Source organism: Desulfonatronospira thiodismutans ASO3-1 (assembly GCF_000174435.1).
Taxonomy (GTDB): Bacteria; Desulfobacterota; Desulfovibrionia; order Desulfovibrionales; family Desulfonatronovibrionaceae; genus Desulfonatronospira; species Desulfonatronospira thiodismutans.
In genome coordinates, this window is sequence record NZ_ACJN02000005.1 from 1 (window position 1) to 16,309 (window position 16,309).

A 16,309-nucleotide genomic window follows, 5' to 3' on the forward strand; every position below is an offset into this window, starting at 1 on the left:
TCAGGATTTGTCTTTCCAGGTACAGGTAGCGTAAAAAACCTCTAAGGCCTGATCGTTCATGTATTCTGGTTTCAGGGGCGTATTTCCTGTTTCTCTCAGCCAGAAAAGCATCCATATGTAAGACATCCAGGTCTTTAAGCTCCATGCCCTGGTTTTGCAGGTAGTCATTAAGTGCGGATAGAGTCCCCCGGACCCGGTAGATCTGAACATGTCCCACCTGGCGGGTTTGGGTGTAGAATTGCAGATACTCTTCATAAAGCCTGGGCAGCTGGGCTCTTTGGAGCTTGCTCCTGCCTCTGCCTTCAGGCAAAGCACCCGGCGGCAAGCAGATTATGCCATTCTGGTGCAGGTAGCGCATGAATCCGCGCAGGACAAACCCGGCATACTTAACCTGGACATGGTCCTTAAATGCCTGCAAGGTATCCCGGGCAAAGGTACGCTCCCAGGGGATGCTATTTAGCACCACAAAGTCCAGCAGCCGGTTTAGAATTTGGCTGTGTTGGGCCATTGTCCATGGAGCATACCCGGCATTGTTCATCCATTCCAGGTAGTCCTGGATCTGCCTGTCCAGCATAACCTCTACCTGCCCAGCCTTTGTTCCATGTCCTGCAAAAACTCCACTGCCTCCCGGAAATTTAAGCCCTTGACCACCATGACCAGGTCAATGGGGTTGAAATTTCTTTCGCAACGAAAACACCTGGCCAGGTTGGTTCTGGGATTACAGGCGGTCAAAAACTCGGAGCAAAGCGGGCACAGAAAGCGCAAGTATCCGTCCCTGACTTTGGAGGGCATATCCAGGATATGGACAATAACGTCATTGACCAAAACCTTGTTTCGCAACCGCTGCAGTTCCTCTCTGGAATATCTTTGGGCCATGATTTCCTCCTCGAGATAAGTGTCAGTGATTAAGATTTGACTTCCCTATCACCACCCCGGCAGTGGAGGCTATCGAGTCCTACCTTTGCAATCAGGACCAAATCATGCGCAACCCATTGATACTTCTGTGATTTTTACGATTTTCGCGTCCATCTTTGCAATCAGCAGATCCTGGACAGAAATCATGGCGTAAGTTCCTGATATGTCACTGTTTTCAGCTGATAACGCGTCCAGCTTTGCAATTTCGCTGGAAATGGATTCGATGGCCCTCCTGCGCCGGTTTCTATATCGCTGTTTTTCCCGGTTGCTTCGAGTATAGTCAGGGTTGTTTTCCCTGTAGTTATTCCAGTAGTCAGGGTTCCTGGCACTCCAGCGTTGGTCTGAAGCCCTTTTATTGAGCCTGTAGGCCTGGTCCACCTGCATTTTCTTTCTTTGCCACCGGCGCTTGCGCGCTCTCTGGCAATCAGGCTTGGAGCAATACTTTCTGGTCGGGGTTACGTTTGGTAAGGGGAAAAAGACACCGGCTCACTGCAGCGTTTTTTGGACATACAACCTCCAGGAGCAGTTACTCCAAGAGGTTGTAGTTTTGGAAAGAAGAAAAATGAATGAAAAGAATTCAGGCGGGGTCAAGAAAAAATCAGGGATCAGTGCTGAGTACTGGAGTCTGACCACTGAACATTCCGGGAACTGCCTCAAGGGCGGGGTATATGTCTATACCTGGTGAGGCGGGGTGGATTAATTCTGTTGAGCCGAAACTTCCCTTAGGGCATTCAATCAGGGCGGGGTATGCAGGGTATGTTAAAAAAAATACTAAAGGCAGGCGGGGTATAGCGGGATACTGGCAACATAACTAAACTCGCAACATAATGTCCCTTATGTTGCGCTGAAATAGTCAAGCCGCAGCAAAGATACCGAATTATCAGCAGGGATCTTTTGAAAAGACTGCTGGATATAGACGATGATTTATCCAAGGTATACTCTGGATGGGTCCAGGCAGCAGTAGATGAGCGTACTCCCAGGCAACCAGGCTGGACTGAAAGTGTTGCCGTGGGCTGTAAGGTTTTTGTAGAAAAGATCAAGGAATTGCTCGGCGGAAAAGCTTGCGGCCGCAGGGTTCATGAAGTAGACAAGACCGGATCATATGCACTGAAAGAACCTGTATCGGCTTACAATGATGTTTTTGGGGGTGAAATGGGGCTTCTAAGGTCTGAAAATAGGCTGTTTTGGGACATTTATCCTGATATTTAAGTATGATGGTTAGGTCCGACCCCCAAAGAGCAAAGAAAAGAGACACGCTCACGTCCTCACCGACTGGTGAGGACGAGTCTCCGTCAGGAGACGACGATCATTCTTGCCCTTCTTGCCATTCTTGCCTTTCTTGTCCATTATTGCCCTTCTTGTCTTTCTTCTTTCGTGTGCACTCTGTTGAGCACTCTGTTGTGCACTCTGTTGTGCACTCTGTTGTGTACGGTTCGGGGCTTAACCCTTACCACTGCTGAGCTGCGGCTGGGTACTATTTTGTTTGAGATTTCCGGTGGTTCATTTGCTATTTTGGTCATCAGAGGCGAGACTTCACTATGGACTTCCGTTCTCTCTCAGCCTCACTATTCAGATCTCGGGGCCAAAATCACATTATGTGGACAAAAGCAGTGTCCAGAATGGACAGAGCAATTTATCGAAAGACCTGGCTATCCACAAAAAGAGCCCGGGCGTGATGAAACACCCGGGCTGGAGATTTTAGCAGCAGTTGTGAACCCATCAGCGGATCTTTCTGTCCGCAGACATGGGCACAGTGCCCCGGCTTCTGCTTATGGTTTCCTCGCCGCTTCTGGCATACTCTGCACTGTACCACACATTCAGTGGATCATCTCCACTGGTCCATACAAAGTACATAACGGAATCGCCCTGGGGGATGTTTCGCAGCTCGAAATTGTCTGCTTCCACATCCCGGCGTCGGTCAAGCTCCTCAAAGAACTCGTCCATGATCTCCGCAGCCGAGAGAACCGGGGGCAGGACCTCCTCGGCCACCAGAACCCCACCATCCTTGATTAGTTCCCATGCGGCCTTGTCCTTGCTTCCGGGCATTATCTCCGAGGCTGGGAGCATGGAGATTATGGAGTGGGACATATCGAACTCCAGTTGAAAGTGCTCGTAGCGGGGGTTTTTCACCTGAAGCATGAAATAGGCGTTGCCCCCGGTTTCCGCAAAGTTGTAGGTCTCGATGCTGTAGGACTCTTCCGTGTAGGTGTTCTGGTTAAGCAGGTCTTCGGGGGCTCTCTGGGCATTGGCCACGGTTGTGCTTAGCATAACAGCCAGTATGGCCATGAAAACAGGCAGGGTGGGCACCAGATACGCTTTATTGCAAAGTGCCTTTGATCGCTTGGTCATAACCGCCTCCAATGTTTTTTGTCTGCACACCTTACACAAAGTTCATACTGGCTTTCAAGATCAAGACAGACATGCAGGAATAGACCGGCATAAAATAAGCCCTCCGGGTCGAAGGACTATCAAGGAGGTCAAATGAACCGGATTCATTCTGACTGTTTAGAAGTCGGGCACCTCTTGCTTTTCTGGAGCATGGTCTTCGTAGCCTTCAGAAGATTCACTGCCGTCTTGTCCAGCATATTGCATCCCTGGCTCTGCCATCGCGGGGGCAATAGGAATAGAAGATCAGGCAAATCCAGCAGTGACTGGGCACAGGAGGAAGAATTGGATACAAAGGTTTGAAGATAGCCAATAAGGCAGGGGCAACCCCATTTGACAAACCCGGACCGCAGAGCGGATAAGCCTGCTCATCCCGAATGCCTGAGAGCAGCTACCTGGTGATCTTGACCTGGGCCCCGCACCTGGAGCGCTTCACCCAGCCATCCAGATCGGGATTTTTCACACCCCTTTACCCTTAACTGCCAGGTTCCTCACAAGCGCCCTGGTCCACTCATCCCTGCCGCTTAAAGTCGGGATTTTGGCATCCTTCAGTCTCTTGGCCAGCTCTACGTAGGTTATCCCCGGGTCTTTCTCCTTCTCAGATCTGATCCACTGGGTTACGGCTGCTTTGTCCGGCTTGCCGTTATGGATGCTGTTTCTTACAAACTCCAGGTCTGCATAAGCATAGTCGTCCAGGGGCGCAGGTTCTTGTGCTTCCTCCGGGATTGACTCAGCATCTGCAATATTGATCGATGGATGGCTGACCTGCATTTTCTCAAGGTCCAGGTCGCTCAGCTCAACCCCTTCAGCTGGATCAGCCCCCAAATCATTTTCCAACTGCCCCAGCCTTTCCTCCAGATTCTTCATTACCTGCTGAATCTGGGTGATTGCTTTGTATACCTGTACCATGGAGCCGTTTATTTCCGCAGTAAGCTTTAAAAGGGTGTCCTCCAGAGCATCGGCCAGGGTCTTGTTTTTTTCCTGGACTACAAGTTCAGCTTGGCTGGGCAAGGTAGCCTGCAGCTCCTGTTGGAGTTCGTCTTTTAGCTTAAGGAGCTGGGATTCTGAAAGATTAGAACCTTGAATACCTTTCTCACCTGGTTCATCCTTTAATCCATCCATCCCGTCATCCAATACTCCATCCATTGAATCATCCCTTAATCCAGTCATCCCTCCATCCACTGATCCATCCATCCCTTCATCCGTTAATCCCTTAATCCGATCATCCGTTAATCCCTTCATCCCTTAATCCATCCATCCAACCATCCGTTAATCCATCCATCTGCAAATATGCTGCTTTAATCCTATTTTTCCAGATAGTTACCCACTCAATCAGTTTGTTATCTATGTTATCAGGGATGTCACCGTTTAGCATCATGCGGATCTGATCCACGGTGTACCCTTGATCTTTAAGTGCAAAAATCAACACAAAAAAGTCTGTATATTCAGGGGCATACTTCATCAGCCTGCCTTCAGATGTGCCGAATACGAATTCTGACAATTCTCGCTTACAAGAAATCAATGTTCTGTAATTGACATCAATTTCTTCCGCCATTTCGAGGAGTGTAACAAGCTTTTCCTTGCCCATATTGTCACCAACCTGTATTTTTTGATACTTTTGCGATTATGTTACCATTAACACCCAGTTTCAGACCTGTAAGCAGCGTTATCAGTCGTTATCAGGTGGTAACATCTGTTAACAGCCGACCTATTGGTGGGTGAGGCCTCCAAAATGCTCTGGTCACTCTCACTTAAGCCGCCTTAACCGCCTGGATTTACACAACCCACCAGAACAAAAACCCATCAGCAAAATTTTCACCTGCATATATCCCACCAGTCATCAGGCTGCAGTGTCAAAACTTTTCCATTTATATCAGAAGCTTAAGTGCCAAATTCATCCACCTTATATCCCACCAGACAACGGGTTTGAGTATCAGCTTTTTTGCCCTGAACCACTCTCACCCTGTCCATTCTGGATGCTGGACCAAGCCAGTTCCGTGGCATCTCGTAGAGTATCTTGTGTCAAATGCGCATATCTTTGTGTCGTGGATATGTTTGAATGACCCAACAGCTTTTGCACCTCGTACAGGCTTCTGCCGGAGTTTACCAATAGACTTGCAAAGTTGTGCCGCAGGTCATGAATGCGTACATCCGGGATGCCTGCATTCTTGCGTACCCGGTCCCATGTATTATGGAAATGCTTTATAGGCCCTCCTGTTTTGGGGTTGGGGAAAACGTACTCTGAGCCGTTATGCTTTCTTTTCTCCAGAATCCTCAGGGCTCCCTGGGACAGGGGTATCGTCTTCCTGGTCTTGGCCTTGTTTCTTTCCGGGGGAATTGTCCACAGACCCTGCTTAAGATCCAGTTCCTGCCATGGCAGATTGACCACCTCGGACTTCCTGGCTCCGGTTAGGATCAACAGCTCGATGATGTCCGGTACTACCTGACTCTTGCAGTTTTTAAGCTCACCCAGGAGCCTCTTTGTTTCCTCGCTGCTCAGATAGCGTTCCTTGCAGTTATTATCCTCAAGCCTGGAGATATGCCGGGCCGGGGTCTTCTCTATCACATCCCACTTCTCGGCCAGATTGAATATGTATTTGACCAGGGCCATGTAGCGGTTCACCGTCCCCGGTTTGCAGCCTGCCCGCAAAAAGTTGGACTGGAACTGCTGCACATCATCCCTGGTTATTTCAGACATCTTCATATTTCCCCAAAGAGGCAGAACACGCAGTTCAAGCATTTTACTGTCCTGATCCCAGGACCTCTTGTGCACCTGGATGTAGGGGATGTACTGATCCCGGATGAATTCCTTGAAAGTCGGTGTATTGCGGTTTTTCTCGGCTTCATCCCTGGGATCAAACCCCATTGTGGTCTGGGACCTGATCTGCTTGGCTTTTTGTCTGGCTTCTTCCAAAGTGATGGAATCAACCGGAGCTATCCTGGCCTGTTTGAGGCGACCGAACTTGTCCCTGTATCTCTGGTAATAAGTGGACTTGCCAGTGCTGCGTACCTCCATAATAAAGCCGGGAACGTCCGAATCAAAATAGTCAACCTTGGCCTTGTTCCTGACCCTGGGTGGGTTGGAGACGAATGAGGGGGTTAGATGGATTTTGGGCATGGTGACCTCCTTTTCTCAATAAAGAATATGGCCACTATATGACACTTTTAACGATCAATCAAGCATAAAAAAAGTCACAATTGACACTAAATGGTCATAGGCATACTTGACAAGATATCTATACCAAACAACTAAAAGAGAACCATGATTACTCCAGCCCAGATCCGAGCCGCTAGAGGACTACTTAGATGGTCGCAAAAAGACCTGTCGAAAAAGTCAGGAGTATCCCTGCGGGCGGTCAACAGGGTGGAAAGTGAGGAATGCGATCCAAGAATGAGTACTCTGAAGGCTTTGGAATATACCCTGGAACAGGCAGGCGTAGTTTTTATCAACGAAGAGCATAAAGTGGGAGTTTACTTACGCTCTACTGGTCAGCTTTTTTGAAGTCCTGCTTTTGCTAGAGCTCTTGAAAAAGACGGATTTAGAGATAGGCAAATTGGTGTGGAAATGGATACAACAGAGTTCTCAACGAAAGATTGTTTTAGATGTACCTTGGGCATAATTAAACCTCCTTGTTTTAGTCTGTTTCAGACTTATAACCGAAGAAGGCTTAATTTTTGAATCCACACAAGGCCAAATAACGGCCTTAGATAGCAAAAGATGAGGTAAGGGTCGGATAAAAGGCTGGAAGCTCTGTGAAAGGCTGTGAGGGCTATTCTTGAGGGTGTGAGAGTGAAAAGACCGGTCTACATCCTATTAACAACGAATTAAGGTCCAACCTGTTGACATTATAGCAGCTTTGCTATACACAGTATCTATGAGCAAATGGACTGTGGAATTTCTCAACGACTCCGTGGAAGCAGAGTTTGACAACCTTCCTCCACAGGTGAGGGCTAAAGCGGTTCAGATATCCAAGCTCATCGTAGAGTTTGGTCCTGCCGGTTTAGGTATGCCTTATATCCGCCATGTGCAGGACAAGATCTGGGAGATCAGAGCATCACACGGAAGGTGCTTGTATATCTCTGCAACCGGGCGTAAGGTGGTAATCTTGCGGTGCTTTGTCAAAAAATCAAATAAATTACCGAAAAAGGAACTCAAAATCGCCTTTGAGCGAGCCAGGGAGATAGACAATGGGTAAGAGCATAGAAGAAAAACACAGGGAGATGCTTGATCGTGATCCCGGGTACGCCCTTGAATATGCCCGCATGGAAGAAGAGTTCCAGTTTGTCCGGGAACTGATCCGGGCCAGAGTGCGGGCGGGAATGACTCAGCAACAGGTGGCAGATAAGATGGGAACCACACAGTCTACTGTTGCCAGGCTGGAATCCGGTGGTACTATGCCAAGCCTTAGGAGCCTTCAGAAATACGCCTGGGCTACCGGGAGCAAGGTCAAGATCTCGCTTGAGGGTTGAGCCTCAAGCCCTGAAGGTAAAAAGACGAGCCCAAGGGTCGGATTAAAGGCTGGAAGCTCTGTGTGAGGGCGTGAGGGCTGTTCTTGGGGGTCTATAGGAAAATACGCCAAATAATAAAAGCGACTATCAGCAAAATTACAATGAGAAAACCCCAAAAAAACTCTGATTCTTCGGATTTAGGCGGCTTGTACCCTCATTTTAATGCTACCAAGTCCATCAAAGTAATGCCGCACTGGTCCATACTTTGACTCCAGTCTACGCCACCTTTGAGAGTGCCCCCACAAGGGCGGGGTATGCAGGGTACGTAAATACTAAAGACAGGCGGGGTATAGCGGGATACAGGCAACATAACTAAACCCAGTTGAACAGACCGAAGGTCTACGGCACAGCCGTGTTCAACAGGGTAAACTGGCAACATAATGTCCCGGTTCTTCCATTCCTCCTCCCTCACGCACCTTAAAAGCATGTTTTTGGGGCCAAAAAAGTGCTTTTAAGGGCCAAAAATGGCCCATATTTTGAATTAAACTACTGAATTTATTGCAATCTGCTCGGTCCGACCCCAAGCGACCTCCTTCACTGTCCACCGACTACTAACTACAAAAAAATACAGTTGACGCGGGTATTTTTTTCTTATATCCTTACAAAAAGGAATTCTTACACAGGAGGAGCTGATAGTATGCTGGTCAAAGTTACCTCGAAAAATCAGATCACCATCCCCAAAAAGTATGCGGACAAGCTGCAAGGTACAAAATATCTGGATGTCCAATACCATGACGGAGCACTGCTGTTAAAGCCAGTGCAGACTTATGAAGCCGATCTGGAAACAATCCGCTCCAAGATGGAAAAGCTGGGTCTGGGAGCGGAAACTGTTCAGGATGCCATCAACTGGTCCAGATCCAGGTAATGGATGTTGTTGTAGATACCAATGTTGTGGTCTCAGGGCTTTTGTTTAAAGGGCTGCCTGGCAGGATTGTTTCCTTATGGAAGCAACGGGATATTATCCCCTATGTTACCCGGGAGATAGTTGACGAGTATATCCGAGTCTTGACCTATCCCAAGTTTCAATTATCCGGCCTGGAAATCGAGTATCTGGTTTACCAGGAAATCCTGCCTTATGTTGAAATCGTGAAGCCTTTGACCAGGGTGCATGTTGTGCATGATGATCCTGCTGACGATATGTTTCTTCATTGTGCCCTTGCCGGGCAGGTAAAGACCATCATTTCAGGAGATAAACACCTTCTTGATGTACAGGCTTATAAATCAATAAGCATATTAGATCCAGCCGATTTCTTGCAGAAGTTCAGTGGTTAAGTGCTAAAAATACCAAGTCATTTGTAATTTCCAAATGATAAGCGACGTACTGTCCACTGTACTGACGTACCGAACAAGGCTTGGAAAAAGGCAAAAAAGAAGAAGCCCAGGATACCACGCCAGGCACAAACAAAAAAGCCCACCAGCGTGAAACCAGTGAGCTTTAAATCATTATACGCACCTTAAAAGCATATTTTTGAGGCCAAAAAAGTACGTTTAAGGGCCAAAAATGGCCTGTTTTTTAGATTAACCTACTGAATTTATTGCAATCTGCTTGGTCCGACCCCAAATTGCATGGTGTCTTCCCCATCAATACTTACTTCATGCCTTGTACCTGCATGACCAGTGCAGGCAGTAACCTTATATCCAAAATAGTGAGCCATGATCTGCAGACCCCGGCACACTCCAAACATTGGAAGCTCATTTTCCAGGGCATATCTGATTAAAAGTCAACTAATCAACCTGTTGGCTTCTTTTTTTAAAGCTTAAAAACCGGATGAAAAAAGCAGGCGGGGTAAATCTGTGTATAGCAGGATACTGGCAACATAATGTCACAGTTGGCTCCTCTGGCCGGTAATGCCGGTTATAAGGGCCGTTTTCATGGGTGTTATTCCAGAGATTTTAGGGCTACATCCGGGGCTTTGGATACTATTGTAAGTAATGCAGCAGCTGGTCCGGACGGCTTACGTCTATGTTGTTCCCAGTTTTGCAAAGTTTTCACGCTGACTCGCATCAACCGGGCAAATTCACTTTGTGACAGCCCGACTCTCTCGCGCAGGGATTTGACATCAGTTGAGCTTACTTCAAAACGGCGTGAAGGCTGAGATTCGCCATGGGAAATTTTTTTAGCTTCTTTAAGACTGCTTACCAGATCATCGAATAATTGTTGTTCCATAATCATAGCTCCTTCACAAGTTTACGTAAGACAGCCAATTCCTTTGAGGACAAGGTGTCTTTTCTGCTTTTTGGATATGCGACAAGAAAATAAATATGATTTCTATCTTTCATCCAATAGTAAATCACCCTAATGCCTCCGCTTTTCCCCCGTCCTTGCAGTGCATAGCGGATTTTTCTGAGTCCGCCCCCGCCCTTGATGAGATCGCCTCTTTCTGGATTCTCCGATAAGAGATTTTGTAGTCCCAAGTATTCTTCATCGTGCATAAATTCGGTGATCATTTGAGTAAAAGTAGGAGTTTCTATGAATACCATAAAAAGATTCTATCCGCCTTTGGCGGAGAGGTCAAGTCAGATTGTTGTACCTTAACCGATGTTTTTCAATCCTTAATCATACCAGGGTGGCTATATTTGTCTATCGCATCCAGCTCCCAATCGCTTCATAGAATACAAACCCTCCACCCCGCCTACGGGCGTAAATTTCCGCTCATCCTTGGACCCCAGCAGGTGTTTGACCTGATCAAATACCTCCTGCACAAAGTCCTTCCCGCCGATAACCCCGGAATCGGTAAAATACCGGCATCTGTACCTGAAGCGCTCTACACGGGAGATCTTGTAGCCCTTTTTCCTGGCCTTCTCCACAACTTTTTTTTCAATGGTCTTGCCTTTGCCCGCATCCACTGCGCCTGTTTCATAGACGAACTGCCTGTACTTGCGGACAATCTCTTTGGGGTCCAGCTCGTTCCATTCCTTGAGCCCGAAATCAATATCCAGCAGACCGTCTTTATTACCTGTCTGGGTATGATAACCAAGTGAACTCCAGCGGTAATTCTCCGGTTTCTTAACAATACCGGCACGGATAGGGTTTAAGTCTACATAAGCAAGCAGGTTCACCAGAGTACTGCCTTCCTGTACAATCATACTCTTAAACCGGCCACCCCAGAAAAATCCCTTCCGCCTGTGCTTTTTGTTGTAATACCTGGTAAAGTTCTGCTTGATGTCCTTCACATAGGCCCCAAGGCTGCAAAGCCTCTTCTTGACCTCAGCCATCCGGTCAGTAGGCATCTCGACCTTGTCACCATAATAGTCCTGCCATCTCTTGATGATGTCTGAGTTGGAAATTTCATCCTCAGGGTGCATCCGGGCCACTAGGTGGAAATGGTTACCCATGACCGCAAACCCAAGCACGTCAACAAAGTAAAGCCTGCTCAGTCTTTTGATAAGCCCCAGCAGATAATCCTTGTCAGTATCCTTGATGGGCAGGCCGGGCAGGGCAGTACGTGATATGACATGGTAGACGGTTTGGCGGTCATTACGGATAAAACGGGCTATGCGGGGCATGAATTACCTCCTTTAAGGCTGGTGGTTGAGCTGTTGGAAGAATGGATAGCATAAGCTGAAATAAAACGCAAGAAGAGACTGTCCCCTTCTTCTCATTATGCTGCATGTCTTCATATCCCCCTGGTATCCATGAAGATATGAAGACCCCGCCAAATCCGGTTTATTTACATGCATATCAGCCTGTTACGAGAACTCGCAACATAAGGGACAGGTTCTTTGAGTTGCCCTTTGAGTTGCCCCCACCAAAAATGTTTCTAAACTGATAACGGGGCTAAGGAGCGGTTTTTGTCTATTGATGAACTGGAGAGGCTCCTGGCTGAGATCAAGAACTGCAAAAGCCCGGTAGTGCCAGACGTTATTGAATTCCTGATATTAACCGGAGCCAGAAAGTCTGAAGTAGCCCACCTGCCCTGGTCCGAGGTGGATATGGAGGAACATATCTGGACCCTGCCCCCTGAACGCAATAAAGCCAAGTGCCGCAAGATAATTCCTTTATCCCAGGGAGCTATGAAAATCCTGAAACGCAGAGCTGGCAATGGTTCCGACTATGTGTTTCCTAATCCTGATACAGGTCTGCCCATGAAGCACATGCATGGGACCTGGGACCGTATCAGGCTTAAGGCTGGTCTGCCTGATGTGCGGATACACGATCTGCGGCATTCGTATGCATCCTTCCTGGTAAATTCAGGCCGGAGTCTCTACGAGGTGCAAAAACTATTAGGACACGCCGACATATCAACTACTCAAAGGTATGCACATCTGACGAAGGATACACTCCAGGAAGCCACTGAAATCGTCTCAAAACTGATTCGCTGAGTGAGTATATGCTGGGTCAAAAAATCGAGTGTTAGGGCTTTGTTGAGCCATGCATCATGCTTTGCACCAATTTTGGTGGTCGGTATATGCTGGGTCAGTCCAATGTGCAGTAATGAGTGACACTAAAGGGATGTGGTATTTCAGTGCCTTACAGAAAGCCGAGTGAAGGTGTCGGTGGGCTGGTTTGGTGGGTGACTACAGTGATGCTTTTAAAAGGGGTGATGTGACCGGGGTTTGGGGTCGGACCTAATTAAAGTTCTAAATTGATTGAATAAATGGCCTTTACAGAGCCCAAAATTTGCCTTAGAATGCCCTTTTTAATGCTCAAAAACCAGTTGTAAGCAAATATGCCCAGAGCCAACAGATATTTTTTGCCTGATCATGTGTGGCATATTACCCATAGATGCCACAAAAAGGAATTTTTGTTGAAGTTCGCCAAGGACCGTAGCACATGGGTTAAATGGTTATTTGAAGCCAAAAAGAGATACGGGCTACAGGTATTGAATTACACGGTCACCTCGAACCATATTCACTTGCTGGTACACGGTCAGTTATACCCAGGTCCTTACAATTGGTGGTGTACTTTCGGCAGACGTGCGTAAGCAGATAAATTTCACGGCAGCTGGCGTAGGCTTTGCTTGGAGGGCCAGTTCAGGGGCTGGTCAATTTTCGGTTATCACAGCACAAGTTGAGACACCTCCTCCATGACTCAAGGTCCAGGAGGAGGGTCTGCTGATATTGCGCTGGCTTGGCGTGGAGGAGATTATTCGTTGGGGAGGTTTTCTCGATAGTTCCAGGGCATCCATTTTTGTGGAGCCGCGAGGGCCTCTTCTATGTTTTTCTGAAGCTGGGTCAGGTAGTCAAAGGAGTTCACTTTGTTAAGCTGACAGGTATGAATGAAGCTCATGAACAGATCGCCGATCCTGGCCCCGCGCAGGGTGCGGTAAAATAAAGAATTCTTCCGGTGCTGGATGGCTTTTTTCAGGGCACGTTCGCAGATATTGTTGTCCAGGGGAGCACCTGGTTCTCTCAAAAAAAGAGTCAGAGGATCCCAGTGTTTTTGCATGTAAGCCAGGGCTTTGCCCAATCCTGAATTGGGCTCTACTTTTTTCTCCTCCAGCTGGGCCCAGGCCCAGGACTTGAGTTCGCTCATAACCGGTGCGCTTTCCTGTTGATGCCATACAAGCCGTTCTTGAGCAGACATCTCCTGCTTTTTGGCCATGTCATCATTTTTATAGACAATAGCCAGCTGTTCAATGACATACCGGCACTCATCAGGGAAATTGTCCAGGATATCGACAAAGTTGCGTCTGCCATGGGTCAGGCAATTGGCTAAAATGATCTGTAAGCCCTTGGGAATGTTTCGGGCCAGGGCATCACACATGTGTATTGGCGGGGGCAGGTTGTGGTCTCTTTTTTTGAGAATCTCCTCCAGATTCTCCCCCGCATGCTGTCTGCCGGTGGCAAAGAGAGCAATATGGCGTCCCTGAAGTACAGAGACAATCCCGGTGGTGAACATGCCTTTTCTTTTCGGCCCGGCTTCCTTGTTCTCCTTGATAAGCTGCTGGATTTTCATGTTGGTGTCGTCGTTATGCACGACCTCACCTTGAGCCGCTTGGCGGATGAGTTCATCATACACAGGAAGAAGCTGTGTTCCAGTTTGTTCGACCAGATCCCATTGTGTTGCGGCCGGCAGGGGTATGCCCAGAGATTCCTGGAGCTTTTCCAAGCGATGAAAAGGAAACCCGCTCCCGTACTTCAAGATGGCGATCATGCTCCGGGCAGGTTCGTCGTATTTTTTTTCTCCAATGTCTTCTGGAGGATCTGCGGTGAACACCTCGAGACAGCAGTTACAGCGAAGGCTCTTAAGCTCATGGATCTTGGCTGTAAGTGGAGCTGTGGCTGTAATCCGAATGCGGAACTTCGGTTTTATGGGATAGACTTTTCCTTGACCGCACAAGGGGCAGATATCGCCCGGCTTCAGGGTTTGGTGAGGGTATATGCATTTTGCAGCCCCGGTATAGTCGTCTTTTCCGTTTCGGCCGTGTCCCTTGGGTGGTTTTTCATCAGGAGGCTTTTGTACAGGATCTTGACTACTCTTCTGGTCCTTGTTTTGCTGGTCATCCTCCTGGAACAGTTTCTTTTTTGTCTCTGAAGAAGCGCCAAAGATCGTGCGCAGGAGACGCTTGATGGAGGCAGCTTTATCGTCCACAGCCTGATGCAAAAGCTGGATGGCTTGGACCAAGGCTTTGATGATATCCAGATCTGTCTCTTCCAGCTCGTTTTTTGATGCGCGCTGTAAAAGGGCGTCGATCTGCTCTTGGTCCAGATCGATGGATTGGACTTTCTTTTTCACCGGTTGAGCCCCCGCAATCGCTTCCGAAAGTCTCGGGTCAGGGGATAGCCCAGGACAGCCTTGAGTGAACGGTTTGCTTTGCCTGTGTGGTCGTTTTTGCCCCGGCCTGTAGTCTGCCCGAGATAGAGCCAGTTGGCTGCAAAATAACAGGTTCCTTTGAAGCGCTCTTGATCAACAAAGGTTTCCAGGTAATATATCGGATGCTTGTAGATGCTCTCCCAGTCCCTTTGCACAATCTTGGTCATTTGGGCCAGGATATGGGAGGCCAAGCAGGAGACCTGGATCCAGGGCAGGATGAGGAACCTGCTGTTGTAGGCAATAAGAAAGAGATTCTTTTCCCTGTCTTTTTGGGTCCAGCCGATGAAATTGTCCCGGACGCCGATATGCCTTGGAGCTGAAGACCAGGAAAGACAGGCTATGGGCTGCTTGTTTGCAAAGACCAGGTACTTGAGGTGCTCGCCCACAGGCTGGGTGTAGCCCAGATAATGATGCTCCTTGAGGAGGCTGGAAAACAGGCTCTCAAAAGGTGTCTTGCGCACCTGTCGAAACTCAAGAGGGGTGATGTCCTTGAGTGAAGATGTAAGTGGGGTTTGATCCACCTGAACCGAGACTGGTTCTTTGCGATTGTACCCAGTGGCAGTTACTTTTTGTGCCGGCGGAAGAATTATGTGCCCCTGTCTGTGCAGGGCCAGCATGAGCCCCCTGCAGACCATGTCCTTGAGTTGGCCGTTTTGCTGGACCCAGTTCCATGCTGTGCAGAGCTTTTTGGACAAGGCCCACCGGCTGTCTCCAGGATGCTCGAAAATGAGCTGTCTGATGAACCGGACATCTTCTTCTGTGATGTCCCTGCCCCTGTATCTCAGTATCGTTTGCATGGGAGGGAATATAGAGGAAAACGGATAGGAACGCAAGCCCCTAAGTTAAAATTCCGTGAGAATTTTTCTCCATTGTGGTGCAACCTGCGCATTTTGAGGATTGCCGTTCCAGATCAAAAGCTGCAGCTCATGGACTGCCAGAGGACAAATGCCGCTCTGGCTTTTATCAGGCCACCACTGAAACGTGCCTTGGGATAATCGCTTCTGGCACAGCCAGAAGCCTTGACCATCGTAGGTGATTATCTTGATGGCTGTTTTCTTTTTGTTGCAAAAGACAAAGACACAGCCTGAAAAGGGATCTGATTTGATCCTCTGCCGGCAGATTTTTGTCAGCCCGTCGATCCCTTTTCTGAAATCAACAGGCTCCACAGCTACAAGGATGCGCATCTGGGGAGTGAGCTGAATCATGCCCCTTTGCTCCAGAAAGCCGAGAGGATCTCAAGGGGATTAGGCAGGTCTGGACCTTTAAGCTGCATTTTGAGCTTTGATCCATCTCGAGCTTCGGTCTCCAGGTGATATTCGGTGCAAGGCAAAGATGACGTGAGTTCAAATTCAACAAAGGAAGGACCTGGCTGTAGGGACTCTTGAGCCTGCTCGGCCAGGACCCGCTTTTTGAGGTGGCTGTGATTGAGGTGCAAGACCTTTGCTATTTTGCAGATGGAATAATCCTGAGCAAGGCTGACTGCACTGGCCCATAGGTGGTTGGGAATCGGAGATCGTGTGTGTCTGGTTTCCCGCCAGTGCTCGAACTGTCTCTTGACTTCTTCAAGGCCTGGCCGGGTGGCTGGGGCTGATTGCTGTAGCATCGGTTGTCCTCCTTATGGTTTGGTAACCGATAGTACCCCAGGCCCTCAAATTTTTCACGCAGGCTTGCCGGAAAGACACAAAAGGTTGAGTTGCTTTCGTCGTACAGTGCGACCTGTACATCTCCATCACCGTTCCAATC

The 16,309-nt window shown here is 48.3% G+C and carries 23 protein-coding genes; 8 read left to right on the forward strand and 15 right to left on the reverse strand.

Features of this window, described 5'->3' with window-relative positions:
* The 3 genes from DTHIO_RS18770 to DTHIO_RS18780 form a co-directional block, all read right to left on the reverse strand.
* Positions 1–574: site-specific integrase (locus DTHIO_RS18770; protein ID WP_008871821.1), on the reverse strand; the 574-nt coding region annotated here is incomplete at its 3' end.
* Between the two features lie 5 nt (positions 575–579).
* A complete protein-coding gene (locus DTHIO_RS18775; protein WP_008869518.1) occupies positions 580–876 on the reverse strand; it encodes a CHC2 zinc finger domain-containing protein in 297 nt (98 codons plus the stop codon).
* A 102-nt stretch (positions 877–978) separates the two neighbouring features.
* A complete protein-coding gene (locus DTHIO_RS18780) occupies positions 979–1,299 on the reverse strand; it encodes a hypothetical protein (RefSeq protein ID WP_008870505.1) in 321 nt (106 codons plus the stop codon).
* 178 nt (positions 1,300–1,477) lie between these two features.
* Between DTHIO_RS18780 and DTHIO_RS22775 the strand changes: the two genes are divergently transcribed.
* Positions 1,478–1,600 carry a hypothetical protein gene (locus DTHIO_RS22775; RefSeq protein WP_008869520.1) on the forward strand — a complete coding sequence of 41 codons (123 nt, stop codon included), beginning with the start codon at positions 1,478–1,480 and terminating at the stop codon, positions 1,598–1,600.
* 209 nt (positions 1,601–1,809) lie between these two features.
* Positions 1,810–2,124, forward strand: a complete 315-nt coding sequence (locus DTHIO_RS18785) for a hypothetical protein (protein ID WP_244156413.1) — start codon at positions 1,810–1,812, stop codon at positions 2,122–2,124.
* 510 nt (positions 2,125–2,634) lie between these two features.
* Here DTHIO_RS18785 and DTHIO_RS18790 read toward each other — a convergent pair.
* The 4 genes from DTHIO_RS18790 to DTHIO_RS18810 all read right to left on the reverse strand — a co-directional run bounded on the left by DTHIO_RS18790 (position 2,635) and on the right by DTHIO_RS18810 (position 6,418).
* Positions 2,635–3,264 carry a hypothetical protein gene (locus DTHIO_RS18790; RefSeq protein ID WP_008871822.1) on the reverse strand — a complete coding sequence of 210 codons (630 nt, stop codon included), beginning with the start codon at positions 3,262–3,264 and terminating at the stop codon, positions 2,635–2,637.
* A gap of 495 nt (positions 3,265–3,759) precedes the next feature.
* Positions 3,760–4,446, reverse strand: coding sequence for a hypothetical protein (locus DTHIO_RS18800; protein ID WP_144311580.1), 687 nt, complete (start codon positions 4,444–4,446; stop codon positions 3,760–3,762).
* Between the two features lie 76 nt (positions 4,447–4,522).
* Complete coding sequence (locus tag DTHIO_RS18805) at positions 4,523–4,888, reverse strand: hypothetical protein (protein WP_008871825.1); 366 nt, start codon at positions 4,886–4,888, stop codon at positions 4,523–4,525.
* Positions 4,889–5,233: 345 nt separating this feature from the next.
* Complete coding sequence (locus DTHIO_RS18810; RefSeq protein WP_008871826.1) at positions 5,234–6,418, reverse strand: tyrosine-type recombinase/integrase; 1,185 nt, start codon at positions 6,416–6,418, stop codon at positions 5,234–5,236.
* Between the two features lie 144 nt (positions 6,419–6,562).
* On the opposite strand from DTHIO_RS18810, the gene DTHIO_RS18815 reads away from it, so the two are divergent.
* The 5 genes from DTHIO_RS18815 to DTHIO_RS18835 all read left to right on the forward strand — a co-directional run bounded on the left by DTHIO_RS18815 (position 6,563) and on the right by DTHIO_RS18835 (position 9,081).
* On the forward strand, positions 6,563–6,802 hold the full coding sequence (locus tag DTHIO_RS18815) for a helix-turn-helix domain-containing protein (protein WP_008871827.1): 240 nt from the start codon (positions 6,563–6,565) through the stop codon (positions 6,800–6,802).
* 373 nt (positions 6,803–7,175) lie between these two features.
* Positions 7,176–7,496 (forward strand): type II toxin-antitoxin system RelE/ParE family toxin, encoded by a 321-nt coding sequence (locus DTHIO_RS18820; protein WP_008871828.1) that lies wholly within the window; start codon positions 7,176–7,178, stop codon positions 7,494–7,496.
* A complete protein-coding gene (locus DTHIO_RS18825; protein ID WP_008871829.1) occupies positions 7,489–7,770 on the forward strand; it encodes a helix-turn-helix domain-containing protein in 282 nt (93 codons plus the stop codon). The genes DTHIO_RS18820 and DTHIO_RS18825 overlap by 8 nt, the downstream gene beginning before the upstream one ends.
* 676 nt (positions 7,771–8,446) lie before the next feature.
* Positions 8,447–8,674: an AbrB/MazE/SpoVT family DNA-binding domain-containing protein gene (locus DTHIO_RS18830; RefSeq protein ID WP_008871830.1), complete on the forward strand. Its 228-nt coding sequence runs from the start codon at positions 8,447–8,449 to the stop codon at positions 8,672–8,674.
* Positions 8,674–9,081 carry a putative toxin-antitoxin system toxin component, PIN family gene (locus DTHIO_RS18835; protein WP_008871831.1) on the forward strand — a complete coding sequence of 136 codons (408 nt, stop codon included), beginning with the start codon at positions 8,674–8,676 and terminating at the stop codon, positions 9,079–9,081. The genes DTHIO_RS18830 and DTHIO_RS18835 overlap by 1 nt, the downstream gene beginning before the upstream one ends.
* 260 nt (positions 9,082–9,341) lie before the next feature.
* Here DTHIO_RS18835 and DTHIO_RS23055 read toward each other — a convergent pair whose 3' ends face one another.
* The 4 genes from DTHIO_RS23055 to DTHIO_RS18850 form a co-directional block, all read right to left on the reverse strand.
* Positions 9,342–9,524, reverse strand: a complete 183-nt coding sequence (locus tag DTHIO_RS23055) for a glutamine amidotransferase-related protein (RefSeq protein WP_353740058.1) — start codon at positions 9,522–9,524, stop codon at positions 9,342–9,344.
* A gap of 164 nt (positions 9,525–9,688) precedes the next feature.
* Positions 9,689–9,976: a NadS family protein gene (gene nadS / locus DTHIO_RS18840; protein ID WP_008871832.1), complete on the reverse strand. Its 288-nt coding sequence runs from the start codon at positions 9,974–9,976 to the stop codon at positions 9,689–9,691.
* Positions 9,977–9,978: 2 nt separating this feature from the next.
* Positions 9,979–10,290 carry a type II toxin-antitoxin system RelE/ParE family toxin gene (locus DTHIO_RS18845; RefSeq protein WP_008871833.1) on the reverse strand — a complete coding sequence of 104 codons (312 nt, stop codon included), beginning with the start codon at positions 10,288–10,290 and terminating at the stop codon, positions 9,979–9,981.
* A 90-nt stretch (positions 10,291–10,380) separates the two neighbouring features.
* Positions 10,381–11,316 (reverse strand): transposase, encoded by a 936-nt coding sequence (locus DTHIO_RS18850; RefSeq protein ID WP_008871834.1) that lies wholly within the window; start codon positions 11,314–11,316, stop codon positions 10,381–10,383.
* Between the two features lie 285 nt (positions 11,317–11,601).
* Between DTHIO_RS18850 and DTHIO_RS18855 the strand changes: the two genes are divergently transcribed.
* Positions 11,602–12,132 carry a site-specific integrase gene (locus tag DTHIO_RS18855; RefSeq protein ID WP_050775254.1) on the forward strand — a complete coding sequence of 177 codons (531 nt, stop codon included), beginning with the start codon at positions 11,602–11,604 and terminating at the stop codon, positions 12,130–12,132.
* Positions 12,133–12,895: 763 nt separating this feature from the next.
* On the opposite strand, the gene tnpC is transcribed toward DTHIO_RS18855, so the two are convergent.
* The 4 genes from tnpC to DTHIO_RS18875 are packed head-to-tail and all read right to left on the reverse strand — an operon-like array spanning position 12,896 to position 16,169.
* Positions 12,896–14,488 (reverse strand): IS66 family transposase, encoded by a 1,593-nt coding sequence (gene tnpC, locus DTHIO_RS18860; protein WP_008870863.1) that lies wholly within the window; start codon positions 14,486–14,488, stop codon positions 12,896–12,898.
* Positions 14,485–15,363, reverse strand: coding sequence for a Druantia anti-phage system protein DruA (locus DTHIO_RS18865; RefSeq protein WP_008871835.1), 879 nt, complete (start codon positions 15,361–15,363; stop codon positions 14,485–14,487). The genes tnpC and DTHIO_RS18865 overlap by 4 nt, the downstream gene beginning before the upstream one ends.
* A gap of 45 nt (positions 15,364–15,408) precedes the next feature.
* A complete protein-coding gene (tnpB, locus tag DTHIO_RS18870) occupies positions 15,409–15,771 on the reverse strand; it encodes an IS66 family insertion sequence element accessory protein TnpB (protein WP_008869371.1) in 363 nt (120 codons plus the stop codon).
* Positions 15,768–16,169, reverse strand: a complete 402-nt coding sequence (locus tag DTHIO_RS18875; RefSeq protein ID WP_008871836.1) for a hypothetical protein — start codon at positions 16,167–16,169, stop codon at positions 15,768–15,770. Before DTHIO_RS18875 ends, tnpB begins: the two co-directional genes overlap by 4 nt.
* Positions 16,170–16,309 lie beyond the last annotated feature (140 nt).